General features: G+C 75.3%; 5 protein-coding genes. 3 read left to right on the plus strand and 2 right to left on the minus strand.

Annotated features, from left to right (window positions below):
- Positions 1-62: 62 nt before the first annotated feature.
- Positions 63-2,408 (minus strand): alpha/beta hydrolase, encoded by a 2,346-nt coding sequence (locus PAI11_RS17470; protein ID WP_138974393.1) that lies wholly within the window; start codon positions 2,406-2,408, stop codon positions 63-65.
- Positions 2,409-2,605: 197 nt separating this feature from the next.
- The gene (locus tag PAI11_RS17475; protein WP_007577215.1) at positions 2,606-3,049 is read right to left on the minus strand and encodes an Rrf2 family transcriptional regulator; all 444 of its coding nucleotides are present in this window, start codon (positions 3,047-3,049) and stop codon (positions 2,606-2,608) included.
- Positions 3,050-3,139: 90 nt separating this feature from the next.
- On the opposite strand from PAI11_RS17475, the gene PAI11_RS17480 reads away from it, so the two are divergent.
- The 3 genes from PAI11_RS17480 to PAI11_RS17490 form a co-directional block, all read left to right on the plus strand.
- Complete coding sequence (locus PAI11_RS17480) at positions 3,140-4,009, plus strand: NAD(P)H-binding protein (RefSeq protein WP_007577217.1); 870 nt, start codon at positions 3,140-3,142, stop codon at positions 4,007-4,009.
- A gap of 255 nt (positions 4,010-4,264) precedes the next feature.
- A complete protein-coding gene (locus tag PAI11_RS17485; protein WP_007577219.1) occupies positions 4,265-4,960 on the plus strand; it encodes an acetate uptake transporter in 696 nt (231 codons plus the stop codon).
- Between the two features lie 110 nt (positions 4,961-5,070).
- The coding region (locus PAI11_RS17490; RefSeq protein WP_244406563.1) for a sensor histidine kinase at positions 5,071-6,115 on the plus strand (1,045 nt) is incomplete at its 3' end.

Raw genomic sequence — 6,115 nt, forward strand, 5'->3', positions numbered from 1 at the left:
GGCCTGCGGTCGAGTCGGGGCGACGGCGCCGCGTCGGCGCCGCCGCCCCGACCGTCGGCCGGCTAGGGGTAGCGCAGCGTCCGCTTCACGGCCGTGCCGAGGTTGCCGCGACGGTCGTAGGAGCGCACCAGCACCGTGAGGGTGCGTCGCTTGACGCCCGGACGCGGCAGCCCGCTCTTGGGCAGTCGCGCGCGCAGCGACCACGTCGTCGTGCCCTTCACGTAGCGCACGCGGGAGGCGCGGCACGGCACCGCCCGGCCCCAGCGGCCCTTGGCGTCGAGGTAGCGGCACTGCCCCTTGCCCTTCTTGCCCAGCACCGGCTGCCTGATCGCGACCATCGTGCCGCGCACCGCGGACGCGCGCTCGCCCTGGCAGTTGGTGCGGTCGCTCGAGCGGCCCCGGACGACCAGGATCCGGCCCTTCCGGCGCTGCAGCGAGACGCTGCGCACCCGCGGCCCGAGGACGTCGCGGCAGACCTTGCCGGTGCTGACCGCCGTCGTCGCCAGGGTCGTGCCCAACGGCGACGGCGGACCGTTCGGGGCAGGGATCGACGGCTGCACCGCGGCCGGCGCCTTGCGCAGGAACGACACGTCGGAGAGCTGGATCAGGCCCGTCGCCGGCAGCCCCTCGCCACCGAAGTCAAACCGCACCGACACGGCCCGCGACAGATCCACCCCGGCGAAGGCCGAGAGCGGGATCCAGACGCCGTTCAGCACCGTCTGCGGCTTGAACGGCGCCCGCAGCGACGCGCTCCAGTCGCTGACCTTGGTCGTCGCGCTGGCGCCGGTCGCGTCCGTCAGCGTCACGGCGTAGTCCTGTGCCTGCCGATCGCGGTTCTGCGGCTCGCCGTCGTCGAGGGCGGTGCGCAACTGCAACGCGCGCGTCCCGGTCAGGTCCGTCGGGCCGCCACCCGCAGCCAGCTGCGCGGTCAGCGACGCCGGGCCGTCCCAGCCGACCGTGAACTGGTCGCCCCAGGAGGGCGCCGTGCTGCCCCCCGGCGGGCAGGCGCTCGGCTTGCCGTCCTGCGGGTCGCACAGCTCGAAGCGCGTCAGGCCGCTGGCCGTCAGCGTCCCGCCGGTGGCGGTCGTCCCGGTCGGATCGGCGCCGTCGGGGCGGAGCAGATCGAGCCGCTGCTCATCCGGGCCGATGTAGCTGGTCCGGACCAGGTCGCGGCAGTCGACGGCCTTGGCGCTGTCGCCCGTCGGGCAAGCAGAGGCCGGCAGGGTCGTCTCACCGGTCATCAGCGGCTCCATCGCCGCCTCGTCACCGACGTAGCGGCGCATGAACGCGTTCATGAGCGCGATCCCGGTCTTCTGCTGATCGGGCTTGCTCAACCGGACCTCGGGATGCCCGCCACCCCACCAAAGACCACCGCAGGTGCCCCCCGCGTCGTCGCCGTCGGCCGCCCAGACGGTGTTGTAGAAGTTGTGGTTGGCGCCCTCGACGTAGAACTGCAGATCGGCGGTCCTGGCGTTGGCCGGCCGGTACTTCGCCAGGCCGAAGAAGTTCGCCCCCTCCAGCGTGCCCATGTCGCCGTCGCAGCCGCCGAGCAGGGTCGCGAAGTTGGTGCCCTCGGGCGTCTTGCTGTCGGTGTAGGTCGTCGGCTCCAGCGCCAGCGTCGCATCGATCAGCCACTGCGTGCCGCGAACGTTGTTGCGGTTGAACTGCAGGAAGTCGACGACGCCGGCCCCGCCGCGGGAGTGGCCCATCAGCCCGATGCCACCAGCCAGATCGACCTGGCCCTTCAACGACGCCCTCGCCGCCGACGGCTTGGTCACGTCGACCGCCTGGCCGGTGTTCATCACCGCGTCGCCCGCGTTCCAGGAGCGCACCGCCTCGATCGTCGCCTGCAGGATCTGCGAGCGCGCCGCGCTGCCCGTGCTGCTGCCGGCGCTGGTCGTCGGCCCCAGACCGCTGATGGAGGCCAGGTTCGCCTCGGGGCTGACGACGACGTAGCCGTGGCTGGCGAGGTTGTCGGACAGGTAGTCGTAGCCGGCGAAGCTGTCGACCTTGGCCCAGTCCGGGCACGGGTCCGTCGACGGGGTGCCGGTTGGCGCATCGGCCGGCGGCGCCTGCGGCGAGGACGGCGACCGCCGGCAGGTGCCGTGGTTGCCGTGCAGGTAGACGACCAGCCGCGACGGGTCGGCCTTGCCCTTGGGGAAGGTCACCGATCCGCGCAGCGGCACCAGCGTCGCGCCGGGCGCCCGCGTCAGGCCCAGGCGCAGGTCGCCGACGTCGTAGGAGACACGCTGGACGGGATACGGACCGGTCGCCATCGGGTCGGCGGACAACGCGTCCTGGCCGCGTGGCGGCGCGGCGGACGCGATCGACGGCACGAGCGCGAGAGCGGCCACGGCGAGCGTGGCCGCAAGCGGCGCGGTGGGCCGCCCGCGGGAGAGGGACAGCATGAGGTCGGGACCTCCAGGGGTCTCGTGGGTGGGGGATCGGCCCGACGCGAACGCCGGACTCGACGCGTCACCGTATGCCCGCTCGCCGGGCGGTCACCCCGACGGCTGTATAGCGTACGCCGAAGGCCGTTGTCCGACCTTCATGCCCCCCGAACATCCGTTGAGCCGGAACGACGAGCGGGGGCGCCGGCGGCCGCTCAGGCGGTGGCCGCGACCGCCGGCAGGCGATCGATCCCGTCCGCCAGGTCGGCGAGCGAGGTGGCCTGCAGCTCGGCCTCGATCGCGCGCGCGGCGCGGCGGTCGACCTCGACCAGCGCCCGCTGGATCCGCTGGCCGGCGGTGCAGTCGGGGTTGGCCTCGTGCAGGCCCAGGACCTGGTCCTCGCCGACCACGGCGCGCCAGACGTCGGCGAGCAGGATCTCGCGCGGTGGGCGCGTGACGAGCCAGCCGCCGGCGCTGCCGGGCCGCGACGCGACCAGCCCCGCCTGGCGCAGCAGGCCGAGGACGCGGCGGACGTGGACCGGGTTGGTGCCGACGCTGCCGGCCAGCCCGGTCGATGTCTGGACCACGTCGGGCGCGGCCGAGAGCAGGGTCATCAGGTGGACCCCGACGGCGAACTGGGTGTTGGTCGGACGCGCCACGTCATGATCGTAGCCGAATTCGTCACCACAGCTGTTACAGTTGCCGATGCAACTGCAACTGCGCTGACTACGAATCGACAGGAACCCCACATGAGCATCGTCGTCACCGGCGCCTCCGGCCAGCTCGGCCACCGCGTCGCAGAGCTCCTCCTCGACCAGGTCGACCCGGCCCAGGTCGTCCTCGTCACCCGCCGGCCCGAGGCGCTGGCCGACCTGGCGGCGCGCGGCGCGAGCGTCCGCAAGGGCGACTTCGACCACCCCGACTCGCTGCGCGAGGCGTTCGCCGGCGCCGAGCGGCTGCTGCTGATCAGCACCGACGCGGTCGGCGCCCGCGCCCATCAGCACGCCGAGGCGATCGACGCCGCCAAGGCCGCCGGCGTCCGGCTGATCGCCTACACCTCGGTCCCGAACCCGACGACCGACAACCCCGCCGCCGTCGCCGACGACCACCGCCGGACCGAGGAGCTGATCCTCGCCAGCGGCATCCCGTACGTGTTCCTGCGCAACGCGCTCTACAGCGAGATGCAGGTCGGCGCCGCCCAGGGCGCGCTCGCCAGCGGCCAGCTGGTGACCAACGAGGGCGACTCGCGGACCGCCTACGTCACCCGCGAGGACTGCGCCGCCGTCGCCGCGGCGGTGCTGGCCGGCGGCGACCACGCCGGCCAGGCCTACGACGTGACCGGCGAGCTGCTGAGCGCCGCCGACCGCGCCGCGATCTTCGCCGAGGTCGGCGGGCGACCGGTCGAGGTCGTCGCGGTCGACGACGACGCGCTGCAGGCCGGGCTCGAGGCGGCCGGGCTGCCGCACGGGCTGCCGCACGTCCTGACCAGCTTCGGCGCCGCCAGCCGTCAGGGCTTCCTCGACGTCGAGTCCGACGTCGTCGAGCGGCTGACCGGGCGTCCGCCGCAGCGGCTGCGCGACGTGCTCGAGGCGCAGCGCGCGGCGCTGGTCGCGGCCTAGGGCCGGCCGCGGGTCGCGGAGCGCCGCCGACGCCGACCGCGACCCGTGGGCCGGGTCGCGGGTCGGAGGTCGGGTCCGCCCGACCGCGGGTCCGGCCGACCCGACGGCCCGCCCGGGGCCGATCCCCCCGTGACCCGTCGGGAGCGGCCGCGGCGGTCCCCGGCGACCCGCGCGGTTGGGACAGCGGGCCGACCGAGCGTCGCCGGCCGCGGCCTAGCGTGGCGCTCGGCCCGACCCCTACCCCGAGAGGCCCCGATGTCGACCGTCACCGCACCACCGCCCACCGCCGCCGCGCCGCCCGGACCGTCCGGGACGGCGACGCTGCGGCTCGCCCAGCAGGTCCTGTCCTCGCCCGAGCGCGGCGCCGGGATCTTCTTCCCCGCCGCCGCCCAGGGCACGGCGCTGATCCTCGGCTCGCTGGGGGTCGCGCTGGGGCTGCTGTCCGCCGCCAACGCCGAGCTGTTCGACCCGGCGGCGACCGGGATCATCGTCCCCGTCGCGCTCAGCGTCGGCGCGATCGGGATCGGCACCGGCGGCCTCTGGAACTTCCGCGCGGGCAGCCTCTTCGCCGGCACGCTCGGGCTGATGTACGGAACCCTCTGGCTCTCGCTCGGCCTGCTGCTGCTGATCAGCGCCCCCGGCCTGACCAGCGCCGCCGGGCCGGCCGGCTTCGGCGACGCGTTCGGGTCCTACCTGGTGATCTGGTCGCTCGTGTCGTTCGGCCTCGGCCTGGCGTCGTGGTGGGTCAGCCGGGCGGTGTTCGGCGCCCAGGTGCTGCTGGCGGTGGTGCTGCTGGTCCTCGGCCTGGGGAACATGGCCGCGCCGGGCGGCTCCGGGCTGATCCACCTGGGCGGCGTCCTGGGCCTGCTCGACGCCGCCGCCGTGCTGTACATCTCGATGGCGCTGATCGTCAACGACACCGCCGGCCGCGACGTGCTGCCGCTGCGCTGAGCCCGGTCCGCGACGGGGCGCCGCCCGCGCGCCGTCGCGGCCAACCGGCGGGCGAGGATCCTGGCCGGTTGGCGGGCGGCGCCGCCCGCACGCGGGACTACGGTCGGGTGGTGGTCACCGTGCCCACGCACAACGACGACGAGGTCGGCCACCTGGCCCCCGAGCTGCTCGAGTCGCTGCTGGCCAGCTCGGCCGACGCGTTCTACGTCGTCGATCCCGACGGCCGGGTCCAGTTCGCCAACCCGGCGGCGATCGCCACGCTCGGCTACGCCGACGAGGCCGAGCTGCTCGGCCGGCCGAGCCACGCCACGATCCACCACAAGCGCCCCGACGGCAGTCCGTTCCCCGACGCCGAGTGCCCGCTGCTGCGCCCGCGGACGACCGGCGAGGTGGTGCGGGTCGACCTGGACTGGTTCGTGCGCCGCGACGGCAGCATGGTGCCGATCGCCTACTCGTCCTCGCCGCTGGAGACCGACCACGGGCGCGGCGCGGTGGTGGTCTTCCGCCAGGTCGACCCGGCGACCGCGGAGCACGACGGCGCCCCGCACGGGTGGGCCCTGGAGCTGCACGAGTCGCGGGCGCGGATCGTCGCCGCCGCCGACGCCGCCCGCCGGCGGATCGGCCGCGACCTGCACGACGGGGCGCAGCAGCGGCTGATCGGCGTGCTGGTGACGCTGCGCTCCGCCGCCCGTCGGGTCGGCGACGGGGCCGGCGACGCCGCGGGCCTGCTGCAGCGGGCCGCCGACGAGGTCCAGGCGGCGATCGGCGACCTGCGGGACCTGGTCGCCGGCGTCCACCCGGCGATCCTCACCGACCGCGGGCTGCGGGCCGCGATCGAGTCGCTGGCGGCCCGCTCGCCGGTGCCGATCGAGGTCGACGTCCCCCGCCACCGGTGGCCGGTCGAGGTCGAGGCGACCGCCTACTTCGTGGTCGCCGAGGCGCTGACCAACGTCGCCAAGCACGCTCCCGACGCCGACCACGCCAGCGTCCGGCTGTGCGCGTCGCGCGAGCGGCTGGTGGTCGAGGTGGAGGACCGCGGCCCCGGCGGCCTCGACCCGTCCGCCGGCACCGGCCTGCGCGGCCTGCGCGACCGCGTGGCGGCGATCGGCGGCACGCTCGAGGCCGGCGACGCGCCCGGCGGCGGCAGCCGGGTCC

The organism is Patulibacter medicamentivorans, assembly GCF_000240225.1.
GTDB lineage: Bacteria > Actinomycetota > Thermoleophilia > Solirubrobacterales > Solirubrobacteraceae > Patulibacter > Patulibacter medicamentivorans.

Excerpts from the sequence above, each read along its gene's own strand:
- PAI11_RS17470 (WP_138974393.1), bottom strand. The coding sequence starts at position 2,408 with ATGCTGTCCCTCTCCCGCGGGCGGCCCACCGCGCCGCTTGCGGCCACG.
- PAI11_RS17480 (WP_007577217.1), top strand. The coding sequence starts at position 3,140 with ATGAGCATCGTCGTCACCGGCGCCTCCGGCCAGCTCGGCCACCGCGTC.
- PAI11_RS17485 (WP_007577219.1), top strand. The coding sequence starts at position 4,265 with ATGTCGACCGTCACCGCACCACCGCCCACCGCCGCCGCGCCGCCCGGA.